Source organism: Pseudophaeobacter sp. 1A16562 (assembly GCF_041008785.1).
GTDB classification, from domain to species: domain Bacteria; phylum Pseudomonadota; class Alphaproteobacteria; order Rhodobacterales; family Rhodobacteraceae; genus Phycobacter; species Phycobacter gallaeciensis_A.
In genome coordinates this window covers 83493-99142 of record NZ_JAXGFT010000015.1, presented here as the reverse complement: position 1 = coordinate 99142, position 15650 = coordinate 83493, and the positions used below count along the sequence as shown (strand labels likewise).

17 protein-coding genes are annotated in these 15650 nt (G+C 55.3%); 4 read left to right on the top strand and 13 right to left on the bottom strand.

The genetic code is table 11. The features are described from left to right. Positions 1-23 precede the first annotated feature (23 nt). Positions 24-392 (bottom strand): hypothetical protein, encoded by a 369-nt coding sequence (locus SM764_RS18655; RefSeq protein ID WP_055296398.1) that lies wholly within the window; start codon positions 390-392, stop codon positions 24-26. A 210-nt stretch (positions 393-602) separates the two neighbouring features. Between SM764_RS18655 and SM764_RS18650 the strand changes: the two genes are divergently transcribed. From SM764_RS18650 to SM764_RS18635, 3 genes are all read left to right on the top strand, one after another. Next, positions 603-854 (top strand): hypothetical protein, encoded by a 252-nt coding sequence (locus SM764_RS18650; protein WP_025042455.1) that lies wholly within the window; start codon positions 603-605, stop codon positions 852-854. Positions 855-978: 124 nt separating this feature from the next. Beyond that, positions 979-1236, top strand: coding sequence for a helix-turn-helix domain-containing protein (locus SM764_RS18645; protein WP_040610014.1), 258 nt, complete (start codon positions 979-981; stop codon positions 1234-1236). A gap of 659 nt (positions 1237-1895) precedes the next feature. Beyond that, positions 1896-2357 (top strand): hypothetical protein, encoded by a 462-nt coding sequence (locus SM764_RS18635; protein ID WP_369002473.1) that lies wholly within the window; start codon positions 1896-1898, stop codon positions 2355-2357. Positions 2358-2618: 261 nt separating this feature from the next. On the opposite strand, the gene SM764_RS18630 is transcribed toward SM764_RS18635, so the two are convergent. Further along, entirely contained in the window at positions 2619-3314 is a 696-nt protein-coding gene (locus SM764_RS18630; RefSeq protein ID WP_238529769.1) for a hypothetical protein, read from the bottom strand. 239 nt (positions 3315-3553) lie between these two features. Here SM764_RS18630 and SM764_RS18625 point away from each other — a divergent pair, with 239 nt between their 5' ends. Next, entirely contained in the window at positions 3554-4018 is a 465-nt protein-coding gene (locus SM764_RS18625; RefSeq protein WP_369002472.1) for an ion channel, read from the top strand. 27 nt (positions 4019-4045) lie between these two features. Here SM764_RS18625 and nhaA read toward each other — a convergent pair whose 3' ends face one another. The 11 genes from nhaA to SM764_RS18570 form a co-directional block, all read right to left on the bottom strand. Further along, positions 4046-5188 (bottom strand): Na+/H+ antiporter NhaA, encoded by a 1143-nt coding sequence (gene nhaA / locus SM764_RS18620; protein WP_369002471.1) that lies wholly within the window; start codon positions 5186-5188, stop codon positions 4046-4048. Next, entirely contained in the window at positions 5185-6528 is a 1344-nt protein-coding gene (locus SM764_RS18615; RefSeq protein WP_490363087.1) for an APC family permease, read from the bottom strand. The genes nhaA and SM764_RS18615 overlap by 4 nt, the downstream gene beginning before the upstream one ends. Before the next feature lie 9 nt (positions 6529-6537). Beyond that, entirely contained in the window at positions 6538-7662 is a 1125-nt protein-coding gene (locus tag SM764_RS18610; RefSeq protein WP_369002470.1) for a saccharopine dehydrogenase NADP-binding domain-containing protein, read from the bottom strand. A 104-nt stretch (positions 7663-7766) separates the two neighbouring features. Then, positions 7767-8414 (bottom strand): methyltransferase family protein, encoded by a 648-nt coding sequence (locus tag SM764_RS18605; protein ID WP_369002469.1) that lies wholly within the window; start codon positions 8412-8414, stop codon positions 7767-7769. Then, positions 8411-8686 carry a DUF2933 domain-containing protein gene (locus SM764_RS18600; RefSeq protein ID WP_369002468.1) on the bottom strand — a complete coding sequence of 92 codons (276 nt, stop codon included), beginning with the start codon at positions 8684-8686 and terminating at the stop codon, positions 8411-8413. Before SM764_RS18600 ends, SM764_RS18605 begins: the two co-directional genes overlap by 4 nt. A 14-nt stretch (positions 8687-8700) precedes the next feature. Further along, positions 8701-10986 (bottom strand): copper-transporting P-type ATPase, encoded by a 2286-nt coding sequence (locus SM764_RS18595; protein ID WP_369002491.1) that lies wholly within the window; start codon positions 10984-10986, stop codon positions 8701-8703. A 213-nt stretch (positions 10987-11199) separates the two neighbouring features. After that, positions 11200-11736: an EF-hand domain-containing protein gene (locus tag SM764_RS18590; protein ID WP_369002467.1), complete on the bottom strand. Its 537-nt coding sequence runs from the start codon at positions 11734-11736 to the stop codon at positions 11200-11202. Positions 11737-12207: 471 nt separating this feature from the next. Beyond that, positions 12208-13316 (bottom strand): IS3 family transposase gene (locus tag SM764_RS18585; protein ID WP_274836679.1). Its coding sequence is split into 2 segments (ribosomal slippage): positions 12208-13067 and positions 13067-13316, totalling 1110 coding nucleotides; the frame shifts between segments, so codons are not numbered across the junction. A 249-nt stretch (positions 13317-13565) separates the two neighbouring features. Then, positions 13566-14027 (bottom strand): hypothetical protein, encoded by a 462-nt coding sequence (locus SM764_RS18580; protein ID WP_369002466.1) that lies wholly within the window; start codon positions 14025-14027, stop codon positions 13566-13568. A 14-nt stretch (positions 14028-14041) separates the two neighbouring features. After that, positions 14042-15286, bottom strand: a complete 1245-nt coding sequence (locus SM764_RS18575) for an ABC transporter transmembrane domain-containing protein (protein WP_369002465.1) — start codon at positions 15284-15286, stop codon at positions 14042-14044. A gap of 58 nt (positions 15287-15344) precedes the next feature. Then, complete coding sequence (locus SM764_RS18570; RefSeq protein WP_369002464.1) at positions 15345-15629, bottom strand: copper-binding protein; 285 nt, start codon at positions 15627-15629, stop codon at positions 15345-15347. Positions 15630-15650 lie beyond the last annotated feature (21 nt).

The following is a 15650-nucleotide window of genomic DNA, read 5'->3' as shown; positions in this document are numbered from 1 at the left end:
CGACCAGCCAGAGACAGACGAGGTTAGTTGTCAGCGCCCTTGTCTGATGGGGCTTTGTCTGACGGGGCGAGTTTGTGGGTCCGGCTTGTCCCCGCTTCAAGCGGCAGGTCGACATGCGCAAAGCCAAGGCCAATGAAGAAAGACACCACGCCGGAGATCGTCTTGAACTCGCGGATCTTGATATCGTTGTAGGTCGTCCGCGTGCGGGCGGTGACGAGGAGCTTTTCCACCCCGTCATCAGAGACAACACGCATGATCCAGACCCCGTAATAGCTGGGGCCTTTCTTATGTGCCGACTCTTGGCACAGGATTTCTGCGCTATAGCCGCTTTCCACGAGCTCGCGGAACCTGGCTTCCGTAACCACATTTGGTGCTTCGATGTCCCAGTTCATGGCCCGGCTCACGCTTTCTCCAATGGCGCAATCCCGGGCATTCCTACTTGAAGCCCAGAGTTACGATAGTATACTATCAACCGCAAGATGTAATATCGTGCTTTAGCTGTAGTTTGGTCACGCAAACACTAGTCACGGCCAGTGTCTGCGATCAAGGAGATAACAGGTTTGAGAAACCCAAGGTTGACAGGCCTGCTCCCATTGCAAGCTATAGTCCTTCTAATCTGCGTTCCCGGGCCGGTTTTGGCGGAATCCTGCTTCGCCCCGGCCCGTCCTTTCATGCCAAGCGATTCGCAGGCCGCGCGGGACTATTCGGACATCATCCGTGGCGACTTCGAAGATTACATCCAGGATATCCAGAGCTACTTCCGTTGCCTCGACAGCGAGCGCGCCCGCGCCTTCGAGGAAGCGCGCGAAGTCAGCGAGGACTATGGCCGATTTCTGCAATTGGTAGGGGATTGATGGGCAACCTCGGGAGCATCAGACTTGCAGCCCATGGAAACCAGACGCCGATAACACCCTCATATATCTACTTTTTAGATAACAGATTTCATCCGCTAGCGACGTCACAAAAGGTATGTGACGCGTGGCAAAGACAATCAGAAGCAAAGGGCAAGTGGCACTCTGCCAGGCGTTGGTCGACGCGCGCATCAAAGCGGGCCTCGGCCAGAAAGACTTGGCGGATAGGCTCAGATGCCACCAATCCCTTATTGCCCGTCTTGAAAGCGGTCAGCGCCGGGTCGACGTTGTCGAACTGGTCGTTTTGGCGCGTGCCATCGGCTTTGATCCGTTCCAGCTTCTGGCGATCGTTGAAGCCGCCACGGAGCCCGACCACAGGATTTGAAGCCAATGAATTGTTGAGAACACGGAAACCCATTTTCCCGGTCTGATGATCATTCCCTCCTTGAGGACCAGTTAGCCAACATCAAAGAAGCCCGGCGCGCGGTCGTAGTGAACGCTCTGCAACCCCACGCCGCAATTCGCAGCGCCACAGTGCAGGAAGTCAGTAAACAGTGAACGATGATAGGGGTGAGGGCGTCGCGATCGCCAATCTGATCGGGACCGATGGGTGCAGTGTTGTTGGTTGGGTTTATCGCTGGAGTACAGGCTCACATGCGGTGATGTGGGACGTCCATGGGCCTCAGCCGGTATCGGAAATCCGGCCAGATCTGGGTGCGGAACAGAAGCAGGAAATCGACTTCGATGCGCTCACGCGGATCGGAAAAAGTGACAGTGGATAGGCTTCTCAGGCTGCCGCCAGTTCATATTGATGGAAAGGGTCTGCGAGCGTACCGGTCATTGGAGTAGATGGCAGCGAAGGTCTCGAAGGAGCCCAAATTACCAGCTTTCTGTGACACAGCGAATGTCCTCTTCGGTTATGAAGCCAACAACCTAGTAAGGTCAAAGCTTGCGCCGAGCGCAGTATAATGTTGCAGTACAACAGGATCACACTAGTGCGAATGGGCTTTCAGCTGATCCGAGAAAAAGGGTTTGACAGGGACAATGACACCGCAAGAGGTAATCGGACTAACGCGCCAAATCGCTGACGAAATAGAGGCCCTTATCCAAGAAAAGGAACGGGTAACGCAGCGTGCTCGTTTTGTCGGGCATTTGGGTGCCATAGCAAACGCACTATCCGTCAAAGAAGACGAGCTCTTTCTCGATACGACGCAAGATAAGTTGCCGATACCGTTGTACGCCGCTGCCGAAAAACTCAAAGCTGTTGCTGACAAATCGGATGACGAACGCGAGACATACGAAGATGAAGGCGAGTACATTGGCAGTGTTATTGGTGCAGGTGTAGGGGCTGGACTTGGCTTCGGCGTCCCCGGCGCGGCCATCGGCGCAGGCATTGGCAATGTCATTGGAGGTGGCATTGGCAGGGGTATACGGCGTGGGGGAGGCGGCGGTGGTGGTAGCAGTGGTGGACCCTTCGACGATGATTGGTGGGTACTTCAAAACTAGCAATCGGGCATCCGACGTCTCTGAACTCTATAAATTACCTTTAACTACCATCGCAAAACAGCTTTGCTTTGAGTTTGGTCGTGCGGGTAAAAATCAAGCTCATGTAGGTTCGTGAATAGCCGACATTGGTGCCACCGCAGCGAAAGCCGGAAAAGTCCCGCTCTCCGGACATACGCACCGAAAGCAGCGAAGGGCCGGTATTTGAGCAACTCAGAACGCTCAAATTCTCGTAGCATGATGGCAAAGCTGTCTTTGTCAGCGCTAGTAGTTCACCTGTTCGAAGCCGTAGTTGCCCTCATAGTCACGCCAATCGACGAAGACAGATCGGTGATAGATACCCGGGCAATTCTGGCCCCAACGTTCAAGTCCCACATGGGCCTCGGGCAGGGCAGTTATGGAAGATCGCTGCCATGAGAAATCGCCTTGGGTCCCGTAGGTGCCGAGGACCACGGTCGCGCTTCGGTTACAATCCCCATCGCGCCCGGAATCGTGCTGTCGTGCATACCGTACATCGAAGACGCGGATGGACCGAACGAAATTGAACTCTGGCCCGCTGATATCGATGTCCGCGCGGTCCTGAACAAGCCGCAGGGTGAAATCTGTGGGAACGAGATTATCTACTGGCAAGGATTGGAGCGGTCGACGGCTGTCGGTCCGGTACAAGGCTTGAATGATGCGGTCAGCATTGTTTGATTGCCGATCGCTCTCATAGGACGCGCCCATGGGACAGCGCCAGATTTGCAGTGGGGGTTCCACCGGCCAAGGCGTAATCCGCCGGATGAATTCGGCGCGGGCTCGGGCGCAAGGGACGGAAGCAGGCCAGCCGCCAGACAGGCACAGGAGGATCGCGCAATCGATCGGGTATGTCTGCGCGCGGGCGGGTACCGGCAGCGAAAAACCTGTCACGGTCAAAGCGACTGCGACCGAGGGGAGGAGCTTCTTGAGTAAATGGCGCATGCTGTGGAGCCTCCGTGATAGGAGTTCAGAATACATACGATAATATACTATCGCAACACTAAGTATAAAGACGCATAATGAAGTTTATGTTGTATAAATAGTAACCTCAATTCCACGTTCCCACCGCATTGCGGTCGCACCTAAAGGCCAACCTGTTCGGGACAACAGTTAGTCACCGCAGGACACTATCACCAAAGGTTATTGATCGATGCACCTGCTGAAACCTAAGGTTCTGTACAATGATGTATTCTGTTCTGATTTCCGTCGCGCTTTTCCTGGCAACCGCCTGTGTGCATTCGGTATTGCTGAGTTTCTGTTCCGGGAGAATGGCGTCTATCCCAATGCGGCCGTCTACTCGTGTGCTATCGATTGTAACTCTGCTGTTCATCACTCATCTGTTTCAAATAGCACTCTTCGCAAGTGGATTTTGGATCGCCGTGGAGGTGCTAGAAATCGGATCTTTTGAAGGCGAAGAAATGAATGATGCGCTTGACTACCTATACTTTTCGGCTGTCATCTACACCTCGCTAGGGATCGGAGATATCCTCCCGCAAGGGCATTTGCGGTTTCTTACCGGCGTCGAAGCCCTCAACGGATTGCTCCTGATCGCCTGGTCCGCGTCCTTCCTCTTCGCGACCATGAACCGCCTGTGGAACTGGCAACCTTGCGTCAGGCCCACAGACAGTGACAAAGACAAGAACTAGGCATCCCAGTGTTCCGGCTCCGGCAGATCAGCGGAGCTTGAGGGCAAGGGTGCCAAGCACGACGGCGATGGCCGAACTGCTCACAACGGCGAGTTTTACCGTCGCTGCAACCGGGGTCGCATCGAATGCCGCGCCCACGATGAACAAGCTCATGGTAAAGCCGACACCCGCCAGCAGCGCGATCGCCGGCACATCCCGCATCGATGTGTCGGGCGGTAGGGCTCCGATGCGCAGGCTAAGCGCCAGAAGTGTTCCGCCGAGAATTCCCAAAGGCTTTCCGAAAATCAAAGCAATCGCGATACCGATTGCGACAGACCACGCCTGTTGGTCAGCGGGAACAAAATCCAGCACGACGCCGCCGTTGAAGAAGGTGAAGATCGGCACGACAAACAACAGTGCAAATGGTGAAACGCGTCTCTCGGTTCCCTCGGTCGCTTTTGACGGGAACGACGAAAGCGCCAGGGTAAACCCGACGATTGCCCCGGCTATGGCCCCTTCGATTCCGGCCATGACCAATCCCGCCCACAGAACGCAGCCCATGGCGAGGTAGGGCACGAGAGAGGCCTTTCGGGTTCGGTTGAGCACAAGCAGACCTGCCAAGCCGCCGGCCACCAACCAAAGCGGCCAAAGCTGATCGAAGTCTCCGTAGAACAGGGCGATGACGGCCACTGACCCGAGGCCGTCAAACATCGCTGCTGCCGTCGCAAAGGCGATCATCGCGGGTGCCACCTGCCCTGAAACAAGCGAAAGGACACCAAGAACCAGCACAATGTTTGTTGCGATCGGTATCGCCCACCTGCGCAAGGCGACAGCGTCTCCGAAATTGAACCCAAGATAAATCACCGCTGGCACGATCATGCCTCCAAGTGCCGCACTTGCCGGAAGCATGGCCGCACAGGGTTCGGATAGCGCACCTCGGGTCAGCTCGTGATTTGTGTGAAGGCCGATGAGAAAGAAGAAGACCGTCAGAAGACTCTGATTGATCCACTCAATCAGAGGGGCTTCGATTGCCCATGCTCGTGATCCCACCCGCAGAGGCAGATGGTGAACAAGCGCGTAGGTATCCGACAGCTGCGAATTCGCGGCCACCATACCCAGAGCAAGACCGACGAGCATTGCAAGACCCGCGCGCTGCCCATCGCGAACCGATTGTGTGACATGATCCGTCAACTGTGGCCGGGCCCATCTTGAGGTGCCAGCCAACGCGACAGGTAGGCGCGTTCGAACAGAAAGACGCCGAGGATCGCGAGGGCCGCATAGGCGACGATGGCCGGATCGCTCTGCAGCTTCATGGCGGTGAACGCGACGAGAACAATTGCATCGAACCCGAGCGCCGCAAGAATGACGACTCCAGAGGCGCCGATTTCCGTCCGGCGGAACCGCCAGACACCCCAATGTACGACCATATCCATGATGAGGTAGAAGAAGGCGCCGAGCGACGCGATGCGACTCAGATCGAAGAACACGGCGAGAAAGGATGCGATCACCACCGTGTAGACCAGTGTATGCCGCTGGATCGGTCCGGACATGCCGAAATGGCTATGCGGGATCATCTTCATATCCGTCAGCATCGCAAGCATCCGCGAGACAGCAAAGACGCTGGCCAGCACGGCAGATGCCGTTGCGACGACTGCCAGAAGAACCGTCAGCAGGAAGCCCACCTGCCCCAGTGCCGGTTCCGCTGCCTCGGCGAGCGAATAGTCCTTGGCGGCGATGATCCCGTCGATGGTGAGGCTGGACCCGACACCGAAAGCCACTAGCAAGTAGACGACGACGCAAAGCGCAATCGAAATCATGATCGCGCGCCCCACGTTGCGGTTGGGATCGGTGATCTCGGCGCCGCTGTTGGTGATCGTCGTGAACCCCTTGAACGCAAGAATGGCAAGCGCGACCGAGGCCACGAAACCCATCGGACCGAAATCCTCAGCGTCCCGCGACGCGGCAGCGAATTCAAACCCGCTCGACCACAGGGCGGCGATGCCGAAGACCGCGATACCGCCGATCTTGATTGCGGCCATGACCATCGAGAACAGCCCGATTGAACGGTTGCCCGCGATGTTTACGAGGAAGGCGAAAAGGATTACCCCAACAGCCAGGACGGGCACCAGCGGCCCGCCCTCGATATTGAAAGGGCGCAAAAGATAGGTGGCAAAGGTCCTGGCGACGAGGCTTTCCGCGATCACCATGCTGAGCGCCATTAGAAGCGCCGCACCTGCTGCAACGGCCCCCGGTCCGTAGCATTTTTGCAGGATCATCCCGATCCCCCCTGCCGAGGGCCAGGCATTGGACATCTTGATGTAGCTGTAGGAGCTGAACCCGGTGACGATTGCACCGATGATGAAGGCGATGGGAAAGAACGGCCCGGCCAGTTCGGCAATCTGCCCTGTCAGGGCAAAGATCCCTGCCCCGATCATGACGCCGGTTCCCATGGCAACTGCACCGCCCAGCGTTATGGAGTTCTTCTTGTAGCCGTCGCCGCCATGATCGTGTTTCATAACATGTCCCGTCATTCTTGTTTCTTAGGTCGGCTTGGGCCGAGTGTTCATGTACATAGGCTCTATGCCTGGAAAGTGGCGACGCAGACCGCTCAGCGCCTGCTCCAGATCAAGGTGGTCAACAATGGAATTAGCCCCTGCCTGTCGCGCATCGCCGGACCGCATTGCCTCAAGTGTCACCAATATCATCGCAGCCGTCAAATAAGCCTGATCGCCACCTTCGAACAGGTTCGAGGCGATCTCTTTGCCTTCGTGATCGAACGCAACCGCCGCAATCCGTGTTCTTAATTGCCCGAATTGCGGCAGCCACCCTGAAAGCTTTGTCAATCGCCGGGAATGCTCTGACATCCAGCGTCCGAGCCAAAGCTTTTGTGCCACTGCAAATAGGCGTGTGAAAAAAGGGGGATCAACGGCCAGGTAATGGTGAACACGGACTTCGCGTCCATTGGGTTGAATGCCCTCATCTGGAAACGCCACATCGAGCGCCAGTCTCGGCGCCTCGTTCCGCGTGAAATTAAATCGCCACGGCTTCTTGCCAGGAAATACAGACCGGCCCGTGACCGGGTCGTAATAAGGTAGTCCAAGCGCCCGAAAGAACCACTCAGCCGCTGCCTGCCCATAGTGACGGCCCATGCCAAGCTCGAGTCCGATACGCAGCGTCTCTACCCGTTCGTCGCTTGCCAGATCTGCCGCCATCAATGTGCTGAGACCCGGAGCCGTCCCAACGCCCGTAACAAGACATCCGTTTGTCCCGGCCGCCGCCCGGATCAGGGCATCGACATAGCTCGGCGTCGCCGATGTATCGAGAACCGTTTCGCCTCTTGCGAGGCATTCAGCAACCAGTTCCGGTGGCGTCGCTTCAGTAAGATTGACGACGATGGCGTCGTCGGGAAGGGACTTGGCCGCTCCGGGGCGCGCCACGTCGAGGGCGGTGTAAACGACGTTTCCATGTGCTGTTTCAGCGACGCGGTTTCGCCTTGAAACCACCCAAACCTTCCACTCCCCATTGTCGGACAGAAGGTGCGTGAGCCGCGACCCGACATCACCGGAACCACCGAGGATCACCAGATTGCCCACTCCGTTCGCCCTCGGTCTCGGCGCTTTCAAATCGCAAATCCGTCGTGCATTTCCGATATCAAACTCAATCATCGATTAATTCGCAGACGAGCGCTCGATCATCGGGAAAAACTGACGTCGCTCCGGTTTCCCCATAGCCAGCTTGAGCCTTGCAAAACGGAACAGATCGCTTGCGTTCACTGCGCGGCAACTTCCCGGAATCGAGGCAGAAACGCCGGAACTTGCTCTGCATATCTCTCCCAGGCCTCCCCAAACCGGGCACGGCTGTCGGCCTCCTCGCTTTTCGCAAGTCGCGCATACATCCACACGAGGACCGGGAACATGGCGAGCGTGAGGATCGTCGGCCATTGCACCAGAAACCCGACCATAATGAGAACGAACCCCACATACTGCGGATGCCGTATCCGTGCGTAGGGACCCGTGACCGCCAGTCGCCCGGCCCGCTGTGCAGCCCAGAGATGATGCCAGGCCACTGAGATCAGCCAGAAACCCGCACCGATGAATGCAAAGCTGAGGAAATGGAAGGGTCCGAAATGCGGATTGGAACTCCAGCCGAAAATCATTTCCGGCAGGTGCCCGCTGTCATGCGCGAACCAATCGATCCCAGGCCAGTTGGATTGGAGCCAACCCGACAAAAAGAAGATCGTCAGCGGAAACCCGTACATCTCGACAAAAAGTGCCACGATAAAGGCACTGAAGGCACCGAAGCTGCGCCAGTCACGCGATGTCTGCGGCTTGAAGAAGCTGAAAGCGAACAGGATAAAAACCGCTGAGTTGATGAACACGAGCAGCCAAAGGCCATAAGAAGATCCCGGGTCGGTCATGATTGGTCATCTTTCGACCCGTGACCACCATGCCCGCCGTGACCACCGTGCCCGCCATGCATGAAGAAGTGCATGCCAACACACAGCAGTAGCGGAAGCCAAAGAAGCCAATTGCTGGCCAAGATATGCGCGCGATGCTCAAAACCTAGCAGCAAACCGCCGAGCACAAGTGCGACGATCAAATAGACCCCCGCGCGGGATTTCCAGAAGGACGGTGGATGAGCATCCCCGCCAGCTTCGTTCTGATTTTCGTGATCGGTATGTTCATGCATTTTGCTGTTCCTTTTCAGATTTTAGCGCCACGTAGGCGGAGTGAATTCAGCACTACCGAGATCGATGATGCGCTCATCGCGAAAGCGGCGAACATTGGGCTGATCAAAATGCCAAAAAGCGGATACAAAAGGCCGGCGGCGATCGGCACACCACTCGCGTTGTAAATCAATGCGAAGAATAGGTTTTGGCGAATGTTTCGCATCGTTGCACGCGACAACCGACGTGCTCTGACGATGCCGTCAAGGTTACCTTGCACCAAAGTTATACCGGCGCTTTCGATGGCTACGTCCGCGCCTGTTCCCATAGCAACGCCCACGTCTGCTTGTGCCAGTGCGGGAGCATCGTTAACACCGTCGCCGGCCATCGCGACTTTCTTACCTTGCCCCTGTAGATCCTTGATAATTGCAGCCTTGTCTTCCGGCAGAACATCAGCTCGAATCTCATCAATGCCCAGCTTGGTTGCTACGGCTCTGGCAGTGCGTTCATTGTCGCCCGTGGCCATAATGATTCGAAAGCCCAATTTATGCAGAGCTTCCAGCGCATCGGGCGTCGTTTCTTTGACCGGGTCGGACACGGCCACAAGCCCGGCAAGCGCGTTGTCCACCACTACAAACATCACTGTTTCACCGTCGTCTCTTCGGGAATTGGCCGTCTCGATCAGATCGCCGGCATCAAGCCCGAGGTCTTTGACCAGTCTGTGATTGCCGAGGGCCACCGTATATCCGTCAACCACGCCCGTTACGCCCTTACCGGTGATAGCTTGGAAATCGCTGGCTTTGGCCAAAGCTACCCCGCGTTCGTCGGCTCCGGCCACGATGGCTTCTGCCAAAGGATGCTCGGATCCTTTTTCCAGGGTAGCAGCGAGGCGCAGTACCTCTTCTTCCTCATGTCCCGCCTCAGGTAAAACTGCAACAAGGCGCGGTTGACCCATCGTGAGCGTACCCGTCTTGTCCACGATTAGAGTGTCGACCTTTTCAAACCGTTCCAATGCTTCCGCGTTCTTGATCAATACGCCTGCTTGCGCACCTCGGCCGGTGGCCGTCATAATTGACATTGGGGTCGCCAGACCCAACGCACACGGACATGCGATTATCAAAACCGCAACGGCTGCGACTAGAGCATAGGACAGGGCCGGAGCGGGTCCCCATATGGCCCAACCGATGTAGGCCAAGACTGCAATCGCAATAACAGCTGGCACAAACAATCCTGCCACTCGATCCGCGTATTTCTGGATCGGTGCACGTGATCTCTGAGCGTTTGAGACCATTTCTACAATTTGGGACAGCACGGTGTCCGACCCAACGCGCGTGGCTTCAACAACCAGCGATCCGGTCCCATTTATGGTTGCTCCGGTGACAGTGTCGCCCACAACCTTTTCGACGGGGATTGGCTCTCCCGATATCATGCTTTCATCTATGGACGAATGCCCTTCCGCCACAACACCGTCGACGGGCACTTTGTCACCGGGTCGGACCCTAACCTTGTCGCCGACCTTTACATCATCCAGAGGCACCTCCGCCTCGCTGCCATCTGCGTTTAGGATGCGCGCGGTCTTGGCGGCCATATCGAGGAGTGCCCGTATCGCTTTGCCGGTGCCCTCTCGCGCGCGCAACTCCATAACTTGACCCAACAAAACGAGTGTTACAATTACTGCTGCCGCCTCAAAATAGACACCAACGTGGCCTTCGCTGTCCCGGAAACCATCAGGGAAAACTTCCGGCGAAAGAACAGCCACCACGCTGAACACCCATGCGGCCGAAACCCCCATGGAGATTAGGGAAAACATGTTGAGATTCAGAGTTTTAAACGAATTCCAGCCCCGTATCATAAACGGCCAGCCGCACCACCATACAACCGGGGTACCCAACACCAATTCAATCCAAAGCGTCGTTCGCTCACCGAATATCTGGCGGACTTCAGGGAAACCAACATATGGTCCCATCGTCAAAACAAGCAACGGCAGCGTAAGAACGGCACCGACCCAGAAGCGTCTAGAAAAATCGTCGAGCTCGGGGTTTGGGCCATCTTCCACCATAGCTGCGTTTTCCAGTTCCAAACCCATACCGCATATCGGGCATGAACCGGGATGTGTCTGGCGTACTTGCGCATGCATTGGACAGGTGTACACGACGCCGACGTACTCCAGTGGCACCGTATCGTACTCGGCACCTAGTATGTCATTAGCGCCAGAGTGATGGTGCGCGCTTTGCCCGTGTTCTTCAATCTCCGCTTCGGGCACCAGATGCATACCGCATTTTGGGCAGTCGCCGGGCTCTCTCTGACGCACTTCGAGGTGCATCGGGCAAACAAATATGCTGTCCTCCGTCGCGGCGTGTGCGGTTTCTCGGTGTGTGTTCATTGTCGAGAGTCCATTTGTTTTTGAAAGAGGTAATCAGTACCGCTTGGCAAATTAGGCGCTTTGTAGTGCCCAAGCCGGGAGATCACTTTGCCAACTTCCATGATCGGAAGTTGGCACTCTTTCCCGTTTGCCTCGCAGAGACTATGCTTTGGCTCAATTGTTCTGAGGTACTTGCCCGTGCTGCTTTGTAGCAGCACTTGGCATCCTCATCCGCTCGATTGGAGCGGCAATTTCCGCTTCAGTGATGGCTCCATCGCCGTCCGCGTCAAGGTGCTGAAACCTGTCAACCGTTGTCTCACGGATCATCGCAGCATGAAGTGCCTCGAACTCAACGAGCGACAGTACACCATCGTTGTTTGCATCAAATTCGTTTGACTTAGCAAGCATCACTTCTCTGCCTGTTTCCGGAGATGACATGACCCTCGTGCCAGGCCCCATCATATACTTCATCACGGATCGATCCTTATCCATTGCATTGCCTTGAGCATGACCGCCCATCATTGCGTTGTGCATTTGCGTCATCATAGCCATCATGTTCTGCATCATGCCAACTTGGCCACTGGCGTGCTCAGGCACATCGCTTTTGGCAGCCCCACCGCTGCTATGATCATGTTGGCCCTGGGCCAACAGCAGTCCTGGGGTTGCGAGCGAAATGGCAAGTGCGGTGGCTATCGAGGTCATTTTTGTCATTGGATATCTCCTATTGTTTCAGCCCGTCGCGAAAAGAGTGAGAATTCATCGCAAGCCCACCGTTTTAGTGTGTGTGCGACCGTCGTCACTTTCTCGGCCTTCAGTCCCCGAAGTGTTTCCGCGTGACCTGACGATCTCGCTTTGCATGCTGGTATTCTTGCGACAACAGCACGCGGCAGTCTCGCCTGGTTTCGGGGTGTTTGAGTCGGTGTATGTCTTTTCTTCTTTTTCCATCACGGAGATCCTGCTAGGTGGTTACAATCCTGTAGACGCCTTATCCGCAGCATCGTTACCAAGATTGCACCCCTTGGGGATCATCGAAGAAAAATAGAAGTGTTCACTGCCCTTGAAGAGCGTGAGCTACTCAGGTCCGCCTTTCTCTTGGCGGACGAAAAAAGTCAAAAATCGGCTTTTTTGGAATTGAGTATCGGGCTGTGGTAACTGACCTGCTCCCCTTTGAGTCCGCGGTTGTTAGTTCGCTCTGTTCAGTGTTTGGTCCTCTATTGACCGTTGGTGATACTCCCACGGAGTGAGCCCGTCGAGGCTCGTGTGGGGGCGATGGTGATTGTAATCGTCACGCCAAGACGCGATCAGCTCCCGGGCGTGGCGCAGGTTTGCGAACAGATGCTCGTTGAGGCACTCGTCTCGCAGGCGGCCGTTGAAGCTCTCGACGAAGCCGTTCTGCATGGGCTTCCCAGGCGCGATGTAGTGCCACTCGACCTTCCGGTCTTCCTGCCATTTCAGGATGGCATTCGACGTAAGTTCGGTCCCATTGTCGCTGACCACCATGCACGGATAACCGCGCGTTCGGGCGATATTATCGAGCTCACGGGCAACCCGCTGGCCGGAGAGTGAGGTGTCCACGACCGCGGCCAGGCATTCCCGGCTGAAGTCGTCGATGACGCAAAGCACCCGGAACCGGCGCCCGTCCGAAAGGCTATCTGAGACGAAGTCCAGGGACCATCGCTGGTTTGGCCCTTGCGGGATCGTCATCGGCGCACGCGTTCCAATCGCTCGCTTGCGACCGCCACGCTTGCGCACTGTCAGGCCTTCTTCACGGTAGATCCGATAGAGCTTCTTCCAGTTAACTTGCCAGCCCTCTCGGCCCAGTAGGAGGTGCAGTCGTCGGTAGCCAAACCGCCGACGCTCCCCGGAGAGCTCCTTCAGCCGCTCTCGGAGCTCTGTATCCTCAGGCCTGGCTGGTCGCCGCCTGTAGACGCGCGGATCAATCCCGGCCAAGGCACAGGCCCGCCGCTGGTTGTAGTTCTTCTCTGTCATGGCCCAGTCCACGGCTCTCCGCCTTGCACCGGGCTTCAAAAGTTTTTTCCCAGCATTTCCTTCAGCGTGGCCACGTCGAGCATGTGTTCCGCCAGCATCTTCTTCAGCTTCGCGTTCTCGGCTTCGAGCGCCTTCAGCCGTTTGGCCTCCGACACTTCCATGCCGCCATACTTCGAACGCCACTTGTAGAACGTGCCATCACTGATGCCATGCTTCCGGCAGAGCTCCTTGGCCCCGATGCCAGCTTGGTGCTCCTTCAAGATGCCAATGATCTGTTCTTCGCTGAATCGGCTCTTCCGCATCGTTTGTCTCCTCGTTTGGAGAACAGGCTAACTTCAAACCGCGGACTTTTCAGGGGAGCAGGTCACCATGCGCCCAAACGAGACTTGCGGCGGAGACCGCGATTAGTGAGAGTAAAAGGGTGGTCTTTTTCATTTGTTTATCTCCATGGGGATTTTTTAATGAGGGTGGGATGCTTCAGCTTCGCGATCACCGGATCACATCGAAGTTGCGGTTTGCGCCACTTGGAGGTTTGTATGCCCCGGTCATGGTCAGCATTGACCTCTCGGTAATACATGTGCCGTGACCTCCAGTGTTCCGTGCCTGAAACTCAAGAAAACAGTTGGATGGTCGCCTGGGCTGAGATCTTGCTTGAGATCAGTTAATCGCGCGCCGATATGGGAACTCGAGACGTCAAGTATTTCCCCTTCATCAATGCCAAACCCATTATGCGCGATCGTCGAACCTACGAGATCTTTGAAGTATAACTCACCGCCCGAAGATACATCAGATGCGACCCCATCTAGGAACATCATCTCGGCCGAAGTGTTCTCGATGACCATCTCAATCTCAGCGTCGCCATCTTGAAGACCGCTGGTAACACACAGTTTGCTTATGTAGATGCCATGAAGACCTTCCAAGGACTGCTCGACGCCATCCGCGTGTGCAGGCAGACTAGCTACCGTCGACCCAATTAGTCCCATCACCAAAACATGCCGGGTAAAACGCATCATGGAGTTCCTTCGATTTAAAAGAATTGTGGGCGACTATACCTTTGCTTCAACTTCAGTCCGTGGGTTACTCTTCCGCATTGCAGCAAGAAACTCTCATACTCCCTTGCTCGCAGCCTGACATCGGAAGAATTCTGATAGTATAGAATGAGTTCCCGAAAAGGACTGGAAAAATCTTTGAAAGCCGCAATTACTGCCACCAAGGCCCCAAGTGATAGTCGGCCTTCAATGACAAGCCAGCCTCCAATCGAGTAGAGCAGAAAAGGCGTTAGTGACATGAGAAAATTGCTGATTGCCTTTTGCAAATACTTCGCACGCTGCAAGTCCAGTCTTGTGTTTCTAAGCTGGTGAGCAGCTGAGAGTGTTTTGCGAGTTATGTATCGGCGGGACACATCACCGGTTTGCTCACCAAGAACGTCTCCAAATGCGCGAACAGCACGAATGCGACGTCTCATCCGCTTGTTCACCCATCTTTGCAAAATGGGTATGATGAACAGCTGACAAGGTACTAGTGTCATCGCCGCCGCACCCAATATCGGGTCTTGAATGAACATAAACAACAGGACAGTGACCAATGTGCCGCCTTGGAACACAGGTGTCGCCAGAACCTCTCCCGCAAACCCTCCGATAGGCTCAATTTCACTCGTCGACAATGGAATGACTTCGGATTTGCGCCGGCCTTCCGGTGCGCGGCGCCATGCCCGGTAGAGCACCAGACGAAGCCTCAAAAGCGTTCGCTCTCCGATCTCTCCCTTTCTGACATTTATGCAATATTTGATCGCGCCACTCACGATCAGGGAAATAAGATACAAGCCTGACAAGACGCCAAGAAATTCTAGTTGCGTGTATCGAGCGCCAAGAATTTCAACAGGGAAGTGATTTGATTCGATCGCACCATTAACAATGCGTTTTGGCAATTCAAGGGTCGCATATAGAACTGGCTGTGCCAACAAACCAAGAAAAATCACGCTAACTTGTTCGTGCCAGCGCAATCCTATCAAATTACGAACAAGCGCAAACTCAGCGCGATATTCATCAGAAAACAGACTGTTCCGAGCCGCTTTTTTAATAATCTGCGCTAATACTACCAGGAAACCGAACAGAGAAACGAGTGGCGCAATTACTAGGATCAAGTGCAGCGCCATATGCAGCCAATGGGGTGGATTTTCAATGATCCGAAACCCCACCAAGTCCGCAATATGATGTGTCCAACCGAAAAGACCGGAAATTGTAAACGATTCGATTTCCAGGGTCGTACTCATTGTGTGTCCTTAAATAGGCCAGCAGAGTAACGGCCCTGGAGTCTCAACATGACGTTTTTTATTTCATGATCTCTGTTACAATGTACTGGCCGTTGATTTGCTCGACGACGAAATGGATCTGGGAGCCTTTGCGAAGGCCTTTCAGCATCGAAGGCTTGGCAACCGCATACCCCATTTCCATCGCTGGCATGTTGATGTTTTTGAGCGGGCCGTGGTTGATTGTCACCACATTTGATTTGCGGTCCAAGTTAGTGACAGTACCCATCGACATATCGTGGTCGCCGCCAGCAAATGACGTTGTTGCAGCAACTGCCAAAGCGGCCGCGAGTGAGAGAATCTTCATGTTTCATTTGCTCCTTTGTGA

What these genes read in the sequence shown, in the direction of transcription:
- SM764_RS18580 (WP_369002466.1), bottom strand. Translation starts at nt 14,027, where the DNA reads ATGATGCGTTTTACCCGGCATGTTTTGGTGATGGGACTAATTGGGTCG.
- SM764_RS18635 (WP_369002473.1), top strand. Translation starts at nt 1,896, where the DNA reads ATGACACCGCAAGAGGTAATCGGACTAACGCGCCAAATCGCTGACGAA.
- SM764_RS18600 (WP_369002468.1), bottom strand. Translation starts at nt 8,686, where the DNA reads ATGCATGAACATACCGATCACGAAAATCAGAACGAAGCTGGCGGGGAT.
- SM764_RS18630 (WP_238529769.1), bottom strand. Translation starts at nt 3,314, where the DNA reads ATGCGCCATTTACTCAAGAAGCTCCTCCCCTCGGTCGCAGTCGCTTTG.
- SM764_RS18610 (WP_369002470.1), bottom strand. Translation starts at nt 7,662, where the DNA reads ATGATTGAGTTTGATATCGGAAATGCACGACGGATTTGCGATTTGAAA.
- SM764_RS18575 (WP_369002465.1), bottom strand. Translation starts at nt 15,286, where the DNA reads ATGAGTACGACCCTGGAAATCGAATCGTTTACAATTTCCGGTCTTTTC.
- SM764_RS18655 (WP_055296398.1), bottom strand. Translation starts at nt 392, where the DNA reads ATGAACTGGGACATCGAAGCACCAAATGTGGTTACGGAAGCCAGGTTC.
- SM764_RS18570 (WP_369002464.1), bottom strand. Translation starts at nt 15,629, where the DNA reads ATGAAGATTCTCTCACTCGCGGCCGCTTTGGCAGTTGCTGCAACAACG.
- SM764_RS18625 (WP_369002472.1), top strand. Translation starts at nt 3,554, where the DNA reads ATGATGTATTCTGTTCTGATTTCCGTCGCGCTTTTCCTGGCAACCGCC.
- SM764_RS18590 (WP_369002467.1), bottom strand. Translation starts at nt 11,736, where the DNA reads ATGACAAAAATGACCTCGATAGCCACCGCACTTGCCATTTCGCTCGCA.
- SM764_RS18595 (WP_369002491.1), bottom strand. Translation starts at nt 10,986, where the DNA reads ATGCACCTCGAAGTGCGTCAGAGAGAGCCCGGCGACTGCCCAAAATGC.
- SM764_RS18605 (WP_369002469.1), bottom strand. Translation starts at nt 8,414, where the DNA reads ATGACCGACCCGGGATCTTCTTATGGCCTTTGGCTGCTCGTGTTCATC.
- SM764_RS18615 (WP_490363087.1), bottom strand. Translation starts at nt 6,528, where the DNA reads ATGACGGGACATGTTATGAAACACGATCATGGCGGCGACGGCTACAAG.